The organism is Paraconexibacter sp. (genome assembly GCF_041602235.1).
Lineage (GTDB): Bacteria > Actinomycetota > Thermoleophilia > Solirubrobacterales > Solirubrobacteraceae > Paraconexibacter.
In genome coordinates, this window is record NZ_JBFIGP010000080.1 from 1 (window position 1) to 13,641 (window position 13,641).

10 protein-coding genes and 1 other RNA gene are annotated in these 13,641 nt (G+C 70.6%); 7 read left to right on the forward strand and 4 right to left on the reverse strand.

What is annotated here, in order from left to right:
* Window positions 1–1,157: M16 family metallopeptidase (locus ABYE80_RS08705; RefSeq protein ID WP_372789881.1), on the reverse strand; the 1,157-nt coding region annotated here is incomplete at its 3' end.
* Between the two features lie 203 nt (window positions 1,158–1,360).
* Here ABYE80_RS08705 and ftsE point away from each other — a divergent pair.
* The 5 genes from ftsE (at window position 1,361) to smpB (ending at window position 6,762) form a co-directional block, all read left to right on the forward strand.
* Entirely contained in the window at window positions 1,361–2,140 is a 780-nt protein-coding gene (ftsE, locus tag ABYE80_RS08710; RefSeq protein ID WP_372789890.1) for a cell division ATP-binding protein FtsE, read from the forward strand.
* A gap of 3 nt (window positions 2,141–2,143) precedes the next feature.
* Window positions 2,144–3,040: a cell division protein FtsX gene (locus ABYE80_RS08715; RefSeq protein ID WP_372789882.1), complete on the forward strand. Its 897-nt coding sequence runs from the start codon at window positions 2,144–2,146 to the stop codon at window positions 3,038–3,040.
* A 49-nt stretch (window positions 3,041–3,089) separates the two neighbouring features.
* Entirely contained in the window at window positions 3,090–4,355 is a 1,266-nt protein-coding gene (locus ABYE80_RS08720) for a S41 family peptidase (protein WP_372789883.1), read from the forward strand.
* A 146-nt stretch (window positions 4,356–4,501) separates the two neighbouring features.
* Complete coding sequence (locus ABYE80_RS08725; RefSeq protein ID WP_372789884.1) at window positions 4,502–6,229, forward strand: ribonuclease R family protein; 1,728 nt, start codon at window positions 4,502–4,504, stop codon at window positions 6,227–6,229.
* Window positions 6,230–6,276: 47 nt separating this feature from the next.
* Window positions 6,277–6,762: an SsrA-binding protein SmpB gene (smpB, locus tag ABYE80_RS08730; RefSeq protein ID WP_372789885.1), complete on the forward strand. Its 486-nt coding sequence runs from the start codon at window positions 6,277–6,279 to the stop codon at window positions 6,760–6,762.
* 18 nt (window positions 6,763–6,780) lie between these two features.
* Here smpB and ABYE80_RS08735 read toward each other — a convergent pair whose 3' ends face one another.
* The 3 genes from ABYE80_RS08735 to ABYE80_RS08745 all read right to left on the reverse strand — a co-directional run bounded on the left by ABYE80_RS08735 (window position 6,781) and on the right by ABYE80_RS08745 (window position 10,920).
* Window positions 6,781–7,686, reverse strand: coding sequence for a site-2 protease family protein (locus ABYE80_RS08735; protein ID WP_372789886.1), 906 nt, complete (start codon window positions 7,684–7,686; stop codon window positions 6,781–6,783).
* Window positions 7,683–9,485, reverse strand: coding sequence for a M3 family oligoendopeptidase (locus tag ABYE80_RS08740; protein WP_372789887.1), 1,803 nt, complete (start codon window positions 9,483–9,485; stop codon window positions 7,683–7,685). The genes ABYE80_RS08735 and ABYE80_RS08740 overlap by 4 nt, the downstream gene beginning before the upstream one ends.
* Before the next feature lie 178 nt (window positions 9,486–9,663).
* The gene (locus tag ABYE80_RS08745) at window positions 9,664–10,920 is read right to left on the reverse strand and encodes a copper amine oxidase (RefSeq protein WP_372789888.1); all 1,257 of its coding nucleotides are present in this window, start codon (window positions 10,918–10,920) and stop codon (window positions 9,664–9,666) included.
* Window positions 10,921–11,092: 172 nt separating this feature from the next.
* Here ABYE80_RS08745 and ssrA point away from each other — a divergent pair.
* Window positions 11,093–11,458: a transfer-messenger RNA gene (gene ssrA, locus ABYE80_RS08750) on the forward strand.
* A 147-nt stretch (window positions 11,459–11,605) separates the two neighbouring features.
* Window positions 11,606–13,030 (forward strand): ATP-binding protein, encoded by a 1,425-nt coding sequence (locus tag ABYE80_RS08755; RefSeq protein ID WP_372789889.1) that lies wholly within the window; start codon window positions 11,606–11,608, stop codon window positions 13,028–13,030.
* Window positions 13,031–13,641: the final 611 nt, after the last annotated feature.

The window sequence follows — 13,641 nt, forward strand, 5'->3', positions numbered from 1 at the left end:
ACCGCGTCGAGCGCCGCGATCGCCTGGTCGGGGTCGAGGTCCTCGCCGTGCACGATCGCCTGGTTGGCGGCGTACCGCGCCACCGCGTTGGTGTTCTCGAACGCCAGGACGCGGCGGCCGGCGGCGTACGCGCGAGCGCGGGCGACCTCCTCCTCCGTCGGACCGTCGGCGTGCAGCTCACCCACGATCTCCCGCATCCGGGTGTACGCCTCGATGCACTTTGTCGAGTCCAGGCCGGCGGAGAGCTGCAGGACCGGCACGTCGGCATAGGCGTGGTCCACGGCGTGCACCGAGTAGCAGAGACCGCGCTGCTCACGGATCTCGTCGAACAGCCGGGACCCCATCGAGCCGCCCAGCAGCGTCGAGTAGATGGTCATCGCGGCGCGCTGCTGCCGGTCGTCGACGTCCACGTCGGGCCGGTAGCTCATCCGCAGGTGCGACTGGTTGGAGTCGCGCCGCTCGACCAGCGTCTGGGGCACGAAGTCCGGTGCGGGGTCGTAGGCCTCGGGGACCGCGATCGTGGGGAAGCGCTCGAACAGCGCCGCGGTCGCGCCGTTGGACGAGACGTGCTCGGTGTTGCCGACGATGAAGGCCCCGCCCCGGGACCCCGCCCAGCGGCGCTCGCGGAACGCGACGATGGCCTCGCGGGAGAAGGTCCGCAGGTGCTCCTCGGGACCGAGGACCGAGCGGCCCAGGGGGTGCTCGCCGAAGGCCGCGCGGTCGATGAGGTGCTCGGCGACCGCCGACGGCTGATCGTTGTACCGCGCGATCTCCTGGATGACCACGCCGCGTTCGCGGTCGAGCTCGTCGGCGTCGATCCTCGGACGGCCCACGAAGTCGGTCAGGAGGTCGATCGCCTCCGGGGCGGCCTCGGCACGCACCGTGATGTGGAAGGCCACGAGGTCGTGCGAGGTGTAGGCGTTCAGCGACCCGCCCATGCGCTCCGCGGTCTCGTTGACCTTGCGGTAGTCGTCGTACTTCTCGCCACCCTTGAAGACCAGGTGCTCCAGGAAATGGGCCATCCCGTTCTCCTCGGGACGCTCGGTCCGGGCACCGGCATCGAACGCGACGAGGATCGTGGTGGCACGGGTCCCGTCGAGGTGGATGCGGTGCAGCGGGAGACCGTTGGCGAGCGTCTCCGAGGCGATCTTGGGCATGGCGTGAGTGTAGATCGCGCGGTGCGCGGGCCGTTGCCCCGGGGGTGCAAGTGCCCTTGCGCCGGCAGGGAAGAGCCTGCACGTCTGCGAAGATCCGAGGGATGGCCGCTACTGAAGCTGACCTGCGCGCGCGCCGACGCGCCGCGCGCCCTGACCAGGATCCGGGGTCCGTGGAGCGTCCCCGGACGCCGGTCGCGCCACCCGTGATCGAGTTCCGGGGCGTCAACAAGACCTACGACTCCGGGGACGTCGGCCTGGAGAACGCGACGTTCTCCATCGGCCGCGGCGAGTTCGTGTTCCTCGTCGGCCACACGGGCTCCGGCAAGTCCACGATCATGCGCCTGCTCATCAAGGAGCACGAGGTCTCCAGCGGCACCATCAAGGTCGCGGGACGCGACCTCACCACGATGCCGCGCAAGAACGTGCCGCACTACCGGCGCAACCTCGGGATCGTCTTCCAGGACTTCAAGCTCCTGCCGAACCGCACGGTGCACGACAACGTCGCCTACGCGCTGCAGGTGACCGGGTCCCACCGCAAGGAGATCCGCGAGAAGGTCCCGGACATCCTGCGGCTGACCGGCCTGTCGCTGAAGCTCCACAGCTTCCCCGACCAGCTCTCCGGTGGCGAGCAGCAGCGTGTCAGCGTCGCCCGCGCGTTCGTCAACCACCCGCCGCTCCTGCTCGCGGACGAGCCGACCGGCAACCTCGACCCCGAGACGTCCATCGGGATCATGCAGCTGCTGTACCGGATCAACCGCACCGGTACGACCGTGGTCGTCGCCACCCACGACCACGCCATGGTGGACCGCATGCGGCGCCGCGTGATCGAGCTGGAGAACGGCCGGATCATCCGCGACGCCGTCGGCGGCTACCAGCGCGACGTGTCGACCGCCGAGTTCGGTGCGCTGATGCGCGGTGAGCCGGCCCCCGCGCCGCGGCGGCTCGCCGACGACGACGACTTCGACTCCGCCTTCCGGGACTGACCCATGCGCATCGCCTTCTTCGTCAAGGAAGCATTTCGCTCGGTCAGCCGCAACGCGGTCCCGTCCGCCGCGGCCATCGCGTCCGTGCTCGTCACCGTCCTGGTCCTGGGCGTCTTCATCCCGGTGGTCCAGGCGACCACCGGCGCGGCCAACGAGGTCCGCGGCCGGGTCCTCGTGGACGTGTACCTGAAGAAGGACGCGAAGACCGCGGACGTCGAACGGGTCCGCCAGCTGCTGGTCGAGGACACGAAGTACGTCGGCAAGGTCGCGTTCGTCTCCAAGAAGGAGGCGCTCGAGCGCGAGCGCAAGAAGAACCCGGAGGCCTACGAGCTGCTGGGCACCAACCCGCTGCCCGATGCGTTCCGCGTGACCCCGGACAAGCCCGGCAACGCGCCCGCGTTGCGCGAGGTGCTGAACCCCGTGACGGCCGGCGGCGCGCGCACCACGATCGATCCGGCCATCGACGAGGTCCGCAACCGCAAGGACGACACGCAGAAGCTCCTGACGATCACGAGCGCGGTGAAGTGGGCGATGGGCCTGCTCACGGTCCTGCTCGTGCTGGCGAGCGTCCTGCTGATCTCCAACACCATCCGGCTGTCGCTGTTCTCGCGGCGGCGCGAGGTGGAGGTGATGAAGCTCGTCGGCGCCACCGACTGGTTCATCCGCTGGCCGTTCGTGATCGAGGGCATCGTCCTGGGGGCGATCGGCGGCGGCATGGCCGTGCTGCTGCTGCTGGTGGGCAAGATCGCCGTGATCGATCCGCTCGCCTCGGACTTCGCGCTGATCGGCACCCCGGAGACGATCGGCATCGGGGCGCTGGGCGGGCTGCTGCTGCTCGCCAGCATCGCCGTGAGCGCGATCGGTTCCGGACTGTCCCTGCGCCGCTTCCTGCGGGTCTGACGCGACCGCTGAGCCGCTCCTTAGCGGCGGTCCGTACCCTGGGAGCACGATGCTGCGCGATCCTGATCTGCCTCCGGGCCACGACCCGGCCGGAGGCCCCCTGCGCCCGCCGCAGGGTCTGTTCCGGAGGGTCCGGCGCGTCGGAGCGGTCGTCGCGGTCGCCCTCGCGCTGCTCGCCGGCGGCGTCTGGCTCGGTGGGCACCCCGAAGGCCTCCCCACGGGGGTGCGCGACGTGCTCGTCGGGGACGAGGACACCCGGGTCATCGACGAGGCGCTCCGTACCATCGCCGACCGCTACTACGCCGAGGTCGACCCGGCGGACCTGGCCGACGACGCCATCGCCGGAGCGGTCGAGTCCCTGGACGATCGCTTCTCGGCGTACTTCAGCCCCAAGGAGTACCGGCAGTTCCAGGAGGTGCAGAACAGCGAGTTCTCCGGGGTCGGGCTCGTCGTCAGCCCACACCCGAGCGGGCTGCGGGTGGTCGAGGTGTACGACGGCACCCCCGCGAGTCGTGCCAAGCTCGCGCCCGCCGACGTGATCGTCGCCGTCGAGGGCCGGGCGTTGAAGGGCGTCAAGCAGCAGGCCGCGACCGACCGCATCAAGGGTCCGCCCGGGACCGACGTGACGATCACCGTGAGCCGTGACGGCAAGCGCCGCGACTACACGCTGACGCGGGCGCGGGTCAACGTGCCGGTCGTCGCCTCGCGCATCCGCACCGTGGACGGCGTCAAGGTCGGCATCATCAACCTCGCCCAGTTCTCCTCGGGCGCGCACGCCGAGGTGTACGCGGCGATCCGCAAGGTGCAGAAGCAGGGGGCGAAGGGCCTCGTCTTCGACCTGCGCCGCAACGGCGGAGGCCTCGTCAGCGAGGCGCAGCTGATCGCGAGCGCGTTCCTCCCGGACGGTCCGATCGTCACGACGCGGGGCCGGTCGGTGCCGACGCGGACGCTCAGCGCCACCGGGGACCCGGTCGCCGAGGACATCCCGCTCGTCGTGCTCGTCGACGGTGACACGGCCTCCGCGTCGGAGATCGTGGCCGGCGCGCTGCAGGACCGCGACCGGGCCGAGGTCGTCGGCGCGAAGACGTTCGGCAAGGGCGTCTTCCAGGAGGTCATCGAGCTCAGCAACGGCGGCGCGCTGGACATCACGGCCGGGCAGTACTTCACGCCCGACGGCCGCAACCTGGGCGGGAAGGGCGTCTCGCAGGGAGCGGGCATCACCCCCGACGTGAAGGTGAAGGACGATCCGAAGACCAAGCCGGACGAGGCGCTGAACCGGGCGCTGTCCGAACTGCGCGCGAAGACGACCTCGTGACCCCGCGCGGTCACGGCCGCCAGCCGCGCCGCGGGAGGCCGGCCGGGGCAGGCGGCGCCCGCGGGCGCAAGGGAGGACGGCCCGCGACGCGGGCACCGGCACACGAGAGCCGCCTCGCGAGCCCGCCCAGGACGCACGTCGTCGGGGTGGTCGAGGGCTCCGGGCGCTTCCTGACGGTCGCCCCGGTCTTCGAGCGCGGCCGGCGGATGAGCGTCGCCGCCGAGAAGGGCGCCCGGCCGGGCATGCTCGTGCTGGTGCGGTTGGCGCTCGCGGGCCGCGGCCACGACCGGATCGAACGCGTGCTGGGTGACCCGTCGATCGCCCGGGACGTGCTCGAGGGGCTGATGCTGCACCGGGGCCTGGCCCGCCGCTTCCCCCCCGGGGTGACGACCGCCGCCGCCGAGGCGCGCGACCGGCTCGGGGCCTCGACCGACGCCGATCCCGCTGGAGCGGCACGCCGGGACCTGACGGACCTGCCGACGTTCACGATCGATCCGGTCACCGCGAAGGACTTCGATGACGCGATCAGCGCCGAGCGGCTCGACGGCGAGCGCATCCGGGTCTGGGTGCACATCGCCGACGTGACCGCGTTCGTGCGACCGGGGAGCCCCGTGGACCGCGTGGCCATGGAGCGCGGCACCAGCGTGTACGTCCCGGGCAAGGTGGAGCCGATGCTGCCGCAGGCGCTCTCCAACGAGGCGTGCTCCCTGGTGCCGGGGCAGGACCGTCTGGCGGTCACGGTCGAGATGGACTTCGACGGGGCGGATGTCGCCCGCGTCGCGTTCCACCGCAGCGTCATCCGCTCCGACGAACGCCTGGACTACGACCGCGTGGACCGGATCTTCTCGGGAGCCGAGCGGGCGCAGGACCCGTGGGCCCGCCCGCTCGAGGCGGCCCGCGAGGTCGCGACCGCGCTCGGTGCGCGCCGGGCCGAGCGCGGGCGCGCGCTCATGGTCGAGTCCTCCGAGCCCGAGTTCGAGTTCGACCGCAAGGGCAACGTCGTGGCCTTGCACGCGAGCGTCGCCACCGAGTCGCATCGGCTGATCGAGCACCTGATGATCGCGGCGAACGAGCAGGTCGCCGCCCTGCTGACCGACCGCGGCGTCCCGACGCTCTACCGCGTGCACGAGCAGCCCGAGCCTCCCGCGGTCCTGCGTCTGATGGAGCAGCTCGACTCGCTCGGGGTCGCGACGCCACCGATGCTGCAGGAGCCGACCCCGCGCCAGGCGGCCGACGCGGTGGCGGAGGCCTCACGGCTCGTCGATGAGCACGTCCGACGCACGGGCCACGGGCGGGCCGCCCTCACCTCGCTGGTCCTGCGCTCGCTGAAGCAGGCCCACTACACGCCCGCGCCGCTCGGGCACGCGGGTCTGGGCTCCGAGCACTACTGCCACTTCACGTCGCCCATCCGCCGCTCCCCGGACATCGTGTGCCACCGGGCGCTCCTGAGCTCCATCGGCGCCGGGGAGCACGCCCCGCGGGCGTCACGCCTCGAGGAGGCCGGGCTGTGGGCGTCGGCGCGTGAGCGCGACGCGATGCAGATCGAGCGGGCCGCCGACGACGTCGGACGCGCGTTCCTGCTGGAGCGCGAGATCTTCGTGGAGGGAGCACCCCGCGAGTACGACGGCGAGGTGGTCGGCCTCATCGGTGCGGGGGCCTTCGTGGCCTTCGGGCCCGAGGGCTCCCCGCTCTACGAGGGCATGCTGCCGGTCCGCCGGCTCGGGGGCGATTGGTACGAGCTCAACGAGCAGGGGACGATCCTGTACGGGAGCGGGTCGGGGGCGGCCGTCCGGCTGGGCGATCCCGTTCGCGTGCACGTACGGAGCATCGATCCTCCCCGGGGACGCGTGGAGCTCGGGCCCGTCGAGTCGTGACGCGCGACCCGCGCCGCGGCGGGCCGGACGCGTAAGGTGGTCCGACGATGGCGAAGGGCACAGGCAAGCGCAAGATGGCGTCGGGCGACGTGGCGACCAACCGGCTGGCCGCCCACCGGTTCGAGTTCCTCGATCGGATCGAGTGCGGGATGGTGCTGACCGGGACCGAGGTCAAGGCGCTGCGGACCGGTACCGCCCAGATCAAGGACGGCTACGCCGCGGTCCAGCACGGCGAGCTGTGGCTGCACAACGTGCACATCCCGCCGTACGGGCCGGCCTCCCGCGACAACCACGACCCCGAGCGACCTCGCAAGCTCCTGATCCACCGCCGCGAGCTCGACAAGCTCGTCGGTCAGGTCAAGGAGAAGGGCCTGACGCTGGTGCCGACGCGGCTGTACTTCAAGGGCCCCCGGGCCAAGGTCGAGATCGCGCTCGCCCGGGGCAAGAACGCCTACGACAAGCGGGAGACGATCAAGGCTCGCGACCAGAAGCGCGAGACCGACCGTGCGCTGCGCGAGGCCGGCTACCGCTGAGCGGACCCGCGCGGGCGCTCAGACGTCGTCGAAGTCGCGTTCCAGGAACGTCGCGTCGATCCCGGCGGCGAGCGACACCAGCAGGGTGACGTAGACGAGCGCGACCCGTGCCCGGACGCCCCGTGAGACCTTGTAGTACGCCCGGCCCTCCGGGCCGTTGCGGCGCTTCCAGCGCGTGTAGACGTCGAAGCTGCCGATGAGGGCGATCAGGATCAGGATCGGACTCGGGAACGTGAACACCATCACGAAGACCAGGCCGAGGCCCACGAACCACATCCACGGCGTCAGCGCCGCCATCGCGCGACCGCCGTCCAGCGGGGTCACGGGCGCGAGGTTGAAGAGGTTCAGGAAGAAGCCGACGAAGGCGAGCGCGCGCCAGAACTCGTCGCCGGTCAGCGCGTAGGGCACCAGGCACAGGGCCGCGCCGAGCGAGCCGATGACGGGACCGGCGAGCCCGACCCGCGCCTCGACGGCGGCGTCCTTCGGCAGGTCCTTCATCGCGATCACGGCCCCCATGAACGGCACGAACACGATCGGGGAGGTCTTGATCCCCTCACGCCGCATCTGCACCGCGTGCCCCATCTCGTGGATGAACAGCAGCACGACGAACCCCAGGGCGAACGTCCAGCCCCAGATGAGCGAGTACGCCGCGATCGACACGAGCATCGAGGCGGAGGTCGTCAGGAACTTCGCGCCCTTCAGGAGGATGAAGAAGCCCTTGGCGAACTTCAGCAGGAAGGCGGCGGCGAGGACGACCGGCCCGAGGATCCGGTTGAACTGCTCGCGCCTGCTCGGCGGGGGCGGCGGGTCGGACGGGACGCCGGGCAGCGACGGCCCCTCGGGGAGCGGCTCGCGGACGGCGGTCGGGTGCGGCGCGGGGACCGGCGGCAGCCAGCCGGAGGGGGTGCGGTCCGGTGTGCTCACCCGGGCTGCTGCGCGAGGACGGCGTCGGCGGCGTCCTCGGCCTCCTCGAGTCGCTTGCGCACCAGCTCGAGACCCTTGGTCCAGAAGCCCGGGTCCGTCAGGTCGAGACCGGCGATCCGCCCGAGGTCCTCCGGGCTCTTCGACCCCCCGGCGGAGAGCATCTCGATGTACGCCGGGACGAACGCCTCGCCCTCCTCCTCGTAGCGCTGGTAGACGGACAGCGCGAGCAGCTGCCCGTAGGCGTACGCGTACACGTAGCCGGGCGTGCCGATGAAGTGGGGGATGTAGGACCACCAGGACCGGTAGCCCTCCGTGAGCTCGACGGAGTCCCCGAGCAGGTCGTGCTGGCTCTGGATCCACAGATCGCCGAACCGCTCGACCGACAGCTCGCCGTCCTCCCGGCGAGCGGTGTGGATCGCGTGCTCGAACTGGTTCATCGCCACCTGGCGGAACACGGTCGCGATGCCGTCCTCCAGGCTGGAGGCCAGCAGGGACAGCCGCGACTGCGGCGTGTCGGCCTCGTCCAGCAGCCGCTTGAACACCAGGGTCTCACCGAACACCGAAGCGGTCTCGCAGACGGTGAGCGGGGTGTGCTGCTCGAAGACCCCGCGGGGTATCGCGAGGGCGGCGTGCAGCCCGTGTCCGAGCTCGTGCGCCAGCGTCAGCACGTCCCGGCGCAGCGACGTGTAGTTGAGCAGCACGTACGGGTGCACCGACGGCGTCGTGTACGCGCAGAAGGCGCCCCCGCGCTTGCCCGGCCGGACCGGCGCGTCGATCCACTGCTCGTCGAAGAACCGCGCGGCCGTGTCCCCGAGGACGGGGGAGAAGTCGGAGAACGCGCCGAGCACCATGTCGCGTGCGTCCTGCCACTCGACGGTCTCCTCGTCGCCGGTGACGGAAGCGGCGCGGTCGTAGTCCGCGATGCGGTCCAGCCCGAGCAGCTTCGCCTTCAGCGTGTACCACCGGCGCGGCACGTCGTACGCGCCTTGGACGGCCTCGATGAGCGCCTGCACGGACTCGTCGCTCGCCTCGTTGGCGAGGTTGCGGGACGAGAGCCACGTCGGGAAGCCCCGGAGGCGGTCGTCGACCGCTTTGTCGTGGAGCAGGGTGTTGAGCAGGTAGGCGCGGGTGCGCAGGCCGGGGGCCAGCGCCGTGGTGACGGCCTCCGCCGCGGTGCGGCGCACCTCCCGGTCACCGGACTGCAGGCGGCTCATCGCGACGTCGAGGGCGACGGGCGCCTCGGCGTCGGGGAGCGGGACCTCGATCGCGCTCGTCAGCTCGCTGAACAGGCGCACCCAGGCGTCGCGGCCGCTGATCGCCTTCTCGGCGAGCAGCTTCTCCTCGGGCTCGGAGAGCAGGTGGGGACGGTAGGCGCGCGCGGTGCGCAGGTGGTGCCGGCACTGGTCCAGGCCGTCGGCCAGCAGGAGGGTCTCGGCGACGTCGTCGTCCAGCGCCGCCCACTCGAGGTCGAAGAACAGCAGGGTCGTCTCGATCACCGTGGCGCGCTCCTGGAAGCGCTGCATGAGCGCGCCGTTCTCGGACGACTGCGTGTCGGCGCTGAACCGCAGCGAGGCGTAGTTGCCGGCGCGGCCGACGAGGTCGCTGATCTCGCCCAGCTCGCGCATCGCCGCGGCGAGCCCGGGACCGTCGAGCGCCGCCACCTTGCCCGTGTGCGACGCGGCGAACGCGGTGGCACGGTCGGCGGCCTCGTCGAGCAGACGATCCACTCCGGCGGGACCCTGGCCGTCCACGAGGTCTTCGAGGTTCCAGGCGACGTCGAGCAGCTCGGGTGCACTCATCTGCACAAATCTACGCGAAGGCGCGCATGGCCCGATCACTCCATGTGCGACAGGGGGCGAGGACGCCGCGCGGTCGGTCACGCCAGGGACCGTGAACGGGCGACGCCCGCCCCGCCTGCTCGGCGGGACGGGCGTCGGTGTCCGGGGCACTCAGGTGACCCGAGGACGGGGACCCGAGCTACGAGCTCGGGAACTTGTCCGGGAACTGCTTGGCGATGCCGCCGGCGAGCGTGTTGGCGATCATCGGCATGTGGCCGGCCGCCTCCTGCAGCTTGTCGAACGCATCGGTCTTGCCGGCGACGACCGAGTCGATCGCGGCGAACGTTGCGTCGACGTGCGGCACGAGGGCCTCGGCGACCGCATCAGCGGGCAGGTTCGGGTTGGCACCCTCGAGGAACGCGCCGAAGTCCGTGCGGTACCCGTCCAGGTCCGCGGCGGCCTTCTTGGCACCGGCCTCGTCCTTCTCGGCCTTGGCCTTCGTGTAGGCCACGAAGAAGCCGATGTGCTTGCGCCACAGGGGCAGGAACGCCTTGGCGGCGTCGTCCCCGTAGACCGAGCCGATCGACTCGCTCAGCGCCACCGAGTTGGTGTCGAGCGCTTCGGCGGCGGCCGCGAACGCCTTCGAGTCCAGGCCCTCGGAGACGCCGGTGGCGACCGCGATGCCGGCGAGGTACTCATGGCCGACCAGCTGGTCGGTCAGGAGCGCGCGGAGCTCGGAGGCTCCGGCGTCGGCCGAACCGCTGAACTTGTCCGGGAACTGCTTGACGATGCCGCCCGCGAGGACGTTCGCCGTGTTCGGCATGTGCGACGCGGCTTCCACCACGCGCTCGTAGAGCTTCGGCGAGCCGGTGGCCGCTGCGCGGATGACGGCGAAGACCGACTCCACGTGAGGCTTGAGCTCCTCGGCGACCGCGTCGGCCGGGAGGTTCGGGTTGGCCCCGCTGATGAACGTGGCGAAGTCCGTCCGGTAGCCGTCGAGGTCGGCCACGGCCTTCTCGGCGGCGGCGTCGTCCTTCTCGGCCTTGGCCTTCGCGTACTCCACGAAGAAGCCGATGTGCTTGCGCCAGAGGCCCAGGAACGCGGTGCCGGCCTCATCGCCGTACACCGAGCCGATGGCCTCCGACAGCGCGACAGAGTTCGTGTCGAGGGTGTCGGCGGCAGCCTTGAACTGCTTGGAATCGAGCCCGTTGCTCAGGCCCTGGCCGATCGCGATCGACGCGAGGTACACGTGCTCGTCGAGCCCGTATGTCAGGGTCGAACGGAGCTCGGCGGCGCCGGACTCGGTGCCGAGGGCGGCCGTGTCGGCGGTGTCGTTGGTCTGGGTCGCGGGGGCGGCAGCAGATGACGAGTCCTTGTCGTCATCACCACAACCGGCGACCACGAGACCCGTTGCGACGAGCATCATCGCGAACAGGCTCAGAAACAGTTTGCGCATACGAGCGTGCGTCCTCCAGGTGGTGTGTTGGGTGTCTCCCACGCACGGACAGGTCGTTCGTGCTTATCAGTGCTTCGCGCCCCACGGCACATCGGATCACTTCAGGCGCCGAAACGCTCCCTCCGGCCGTCCTGGACGGGCCGCGCTACACTCGTCATGAAGTGCACCCCATGGGGACGACAGGCTTCGACGTGGTCGACTTCGTGCGGGTGGTTGCGAGTCGAGGTTCCGGGTGGCCTCGTAAAACCCCGGAAAAACCATACGTGCGGACTCTCACGAGTACGCCCTCGCCGCTTAGTTCATAGCTAAGCCGTGAGGTCTCGGCCCCCGCCTGTCGGCCGTGGGGATGTTCCGGGATCAGATGCCGACTTACCTGGAGAGGCCCGCCTCAGCCGAACCGGGGACATCTTTTTGAGGCTGGTCCCCTGTGACCCCGCCGGCAAGGCGACCAGGGGACGAGATCAGAGTGCCGGCTACGCTCGTAGAAGCCATCCGTTCGCGATCGCGGACGTGGGTTCGATTCCCACCGTCTCCACTCTGGACCCCTCTTCCTAGCGTTCCAAGAAGGAACGTCAGGGGAGGGGTTCGCTCGTTGCGGGGCGGGCCGGGGGCGCACCGTCAGCGGGGCATACCCTCAATCGAGATAACCATAGTTTTGGAGAGTAACGTCGGCTATGGTTATCTCATGAGCGTCTTCCTCGGGCGCGATCACGTCCTCGGACGCATCGACGCCCAGCTCGATGAAGTCCGGTCCTCCGGCGAGGGACGGTTCGTGTGGTTGCGGGGCCGCCGACGTGTCGGGAAGTCGCGTCTGGTGCAGGAGTTCTGTGATCGAAGCGGTCTGCCGTACTGCTTCTATCAGGCTGTTCAGCGGCCTCGTCCCGAGGCCTTGGCCGAGTTCGGAGAGGGCGTGGCCGAGTCCGCGCTGGATGCCGCGGGTACCTTTGCAGGAGCGGCGTTCAACTCGTGGCCGGCGGCGCTGAAGGCGGCGTGCACCGGGGCCACCCGTGATCGCCCGATGATCCTTGTCATCGACGAGCTGCCCTATCTCACGGAGCACGACGACGGCTTCGCGTCGGAGCTGCAGAAGGCATGGGATCGGGGCGTCGAACGGCTGCCGGTGCTCCTCATCTGCGTCGGCAGCGATGTCCGGATGATGGAGGAGCTCGTCAAAGAGCGGTCTCCGCTGCACGGGCGCCCGACGTTGGAGCTGGCGCTCCGGCCGCTGTCCGTGCCTGCCGTCGCGCGGATAACCGGGGCCCGGGACAGTAGCGATGCGCTCGACCGGTACCTGATCGTCGGAGGATTTCCGCTGCTAGCGGCGGGCTGGCGGAAGGGTGCCTCGCCAGAGGAGTTCCTACGCTCCGCGCTCGTCGATGATCACGCGTTCGTCACGACGGCGCTGCGGATCATGGCCTCGGAGTTCGAGAAGTCGCTGATGGCGCGACGCGTACTCGAAGCGATCGGCCACGGCGAGACCGCCCGGGGGCGGATTGAGAGCCGCGCAGGCGTCAAGGGCAACACGCTCGACGACGCCCTGAAAGCTCTCGTCGAGACGAAGCTGATGGTCGAGCGCAGCACGCCCTATGCCGTCGGGGCGGGCAGGAAGTTCTCGCGCTACACGATCCTCGACCCGTACCTGCGGTTCTGGTTGCGCTTCGTCGGGCCGCACATGGCGGAGATCTCACGCGGCCGAGGCGACATCACGGTCGACCGGATCCTGCGCGACTGGAACACGTACCGCGGGCGCGCGGTGGAGCCCGTCATCCGCGGGGCGCTGGAGCGCCTCCTGCCAGACCCCCGCTTGGCGACGGCGACCGGTGGCGCGGCGTTTGTCGGGTCCTACTGGACCCGCGACCACCGAACCGAGGTCGATCTCGTCGGTGGAGACGCGCCGCAGCCAACGGAGATCGGCTTCGTCGGGTCAATCAAGTGGCACGCGGACGAACCGTTCAACGAGTCGGAGTACCGCGCGCTGCTGGAACACCGGACGAAGGTGCCCGGGGCGGCCGGAGCACGTCTAGTCGTCGTCAGCCGCACCGGTGCCGCCGATGGAGTGAAAGCCGACCTCTTGCTGGGAGCAGACGAGATCGTGGCTGCCTGGGAATAGCTGCGGGTGCCGGCGAGCTTGCCCTACGCGTACTCCAGCCAGCACCTTTCAGAGCGCCTTCACGCCACCGATAGGAGACCTTCCACGCTCCTGATCGGAGCGCTCCGAGCCATGCCCGCGACCGGGCATCCGCCCGGTCGTCGAAAGGCCGCAGTTGGGCAGGGCCGGTGGGGACCATGCGGGAATACTGCACCACCCGTGCGCGGTGCAAGCCGGGCGATCCTCCCTGGCCCGCGGCATCCCCGCCGCGGCCACGAGGCGCAGGTCGGCAGCACCTTCGCCAGTTGACACGGAATGTAGAGTCACGGCGCGCTCGAGCATCTCGCCCGACGTGGTGTGCATCACAGTCAGGGGTGGGCCGGGGCACAGCGACGTTCCGGCCGGCGGCAAGGGGGACGGATGTCGGGCGCAACGCGGTTGGGACGGATCGCCGGCGGTCTCGCCTGCGCTGTCGGGGTGTCCGTCGTGATGCCGACCGCGGCGTCGGCCACGGTGTTCGCTTGGGGCAGCAACGGCAACGGCACCGGGGCGCAGGTCTCCGGGGCGCTCGGCACCGGGACGGGCCAGTTCGGCCCCGGCGAGTGCACCGAGGTACCCGCCCAGTCCGACGT